Annotated in this window: 1 protein-coding gene; it reads right to left on the reverse strand. The window is 61.1% G+C overall.

The window, feature by feature from the left end:
- Positions 1-124: 124 nt before the first annotated feature.
- Positions 125-1,798, reverse strand: coding sequence for a DEAD/DEAH box helicase (locus tag OC610_RS26135; protein WP_030141884.1), 1,674 nt, complete (start codon positions 1,796-1,798; stop codon positions 125-127).
- Positions 1,799-2,154 lie beyond the last annotated feature (356 nt).

The raw sequence follows: 2,154 nt of genomic DNA on the forward strand, positions 1-2,154 counted from the left end.
GGAGCGAGCTTGCTCGCGATTGGCCTTCCCGCCGCTCGCATTGAAAAGCGCCAAACGACAGACAAAAAAAATCCCCGAACCAGTCGGGGATTTTTTATGCTCGATCAATCAACCCGCAGGCCGATCAATCCTCGCGGTAGCGACGCAGCTTGAGCTGTTTGCCGGCTACGCGGGTGTCCTTGAGCTTGGTCAGCAACTTCTCCAGGCCATCTTCCGGCAGTTCCACCAGGCTGAAGCTGTCACGCACCTGGATGCGACCGATGGCTTCGCGGGCCAGGCCGCCTTCGTTGAGGATCGCGCCGAGCAGGTTCTTGGCGGCAATGCCGTCACGAGCGCCCAACGCGGTACGGCAACGGGCACGACCTTCGGCCAACGGGATCGGTGCACGACGCTCGCGATCACCACGGTCCGGACGATCGCCACTGCGCTCAGGACGGTCGCCACGCGGTGCGTTGTTCGGCACCAGCGGACGTTCCTTCTCGATGGCAGCCAGGTTCAGCGCTTGGCCGTTGGTGGCCTTGCGCAGCAGGGCTGCGGCCAGGGCACGCGGGGTGCAACCGATGTCGGCGGTCAGGCGATCGAGCAGATCACCGTGGGTCGACTCGGCGTCAGCCACCAGCGGCGACAGGCTGTTGGTCAGCTTCTTGATGCGCGCATCGAGAACAGCCTGGGCGTCCGGCAGGCGAACTTCAGCCACCTTCTGGCCAGTCACACGCTCGATCACTTGCAGCATGCGGCGCTCACGCGGGGTAACCAGCAGCAGCGCGCGACCTTCGCGACCGGCGCGGCCAGTACGGCCGATACGGTGCACGTAGGATTCCGGATCGTACGGCATGTCCACGTTGAACACGTGGGTGATGCGCGGAACGTCCAGGCCGCGGGCAGCGACGTCGGTTGCCACAACGATGTCCAGGCGGCCATCCTTGAGGGAGTCGATCACGCGCTCACGCTGGTTCTGGGCAATGTCACCGTTCAGCGCAGCGGCCTTGTAGCCTTTGGCTTCCAGGGCGCTGGCCAGGTCCAGGGTCGCTTGCTTGGTGCGCACGAACATGATCAGGGCGTCGAAATCTTCGACTTCCAGCAGGCTCAAGACAGCGGAGGTCTTCTGGTCGGCGTGAACCAGCAGGTGAGCCTGCTCGATCGCGGTGACGGTCTGGGTCTTGCTCTGGATCTTCACGTGCTTCGGATCGCGCAGATGGCGTTCGGCGATGGCACGGATCGATTGTGGCAAGGTGGCCGAGAACAAGACAGTCTGGCGGGTCTCAGGCATGGCCTTGAAGATGACTTCCAGGTCATCCATGAAGCCCAGCTTGAGCATTTCGTCCGCTTCGTCGAGAACCAGGTGGTTCACGGTGGCGAGGACTTTTTCGTCGCGACGCAGGTGGTCGCACAGACGGCCCGGGGTGGCGACAACGATCTGTGCGCCATTACGGATTGCTTTCAGTTGTGGGCCCATCGGCGCGCCGCCGTAGACAGCCACAACAGTCACGCCTGGCATTTGCTTGGCGTAGGTTTCGAAAGCGGTTGCAACTTGTAGCGCCAACTCACGAGTTGGGGCCAGGATCAGAGCTTGCGGCTCGCGCTTGGACGGATCAATGCGGTGCAGGATCGGCAGTGCGAACGCGGCGGTCTTACCCGTACCGGTTTGCGCCTGACCAATCATATCGTGACCGGCGAGAATGATCGGAATCGACTGCTGCTGAATGGCCGAAGGCTCTTCATAGCCGGTAGCGACTACTGCAGCGACAATATTGGGATGAAGTTCAAGAGCGGCGAAGCCGCCGATTTCCTGGGTCATGGGTCTGCCTCTAAGTGCATCCGCAAAGACCCATGCTCCAAAGCTGCGCATGCCGTGTTGAGACTCAAGAGTCGCCCTGGCAGCTTTGTCGGCGGGGATTTGCGAAAACGAATGAATGAAAAAGAACGTCGTGGAAGCATCCGTTGTGCGGACATGCAACCGAAGCTGGCTTCGAAAATTGCGCTACCTTGACGCGGCCCGGCTAAAGGCCGGCGCGCACTATACCGGAATTCGCTAAAAAAGGGAGATTTTTTTACTGAAAACACCGTTGTAGGGCTCGCCATCAAAAGCCTATGGGCGGCCGGCTAAAACGGTTCATCTTCAACGCGGGTTCCCCGTGGCGAGGGAGCTTGCTC

Source organism: Pseudomonas agronomica (genome assembly GCF_025917275.1).
Lineage (GTDB): Bacteria > Pseudomonadota > Gammaproteobacteria > Pseudomonadales > Pseudomonadaceae > Aquipseudomonas > Aquipseudomonas agronomica.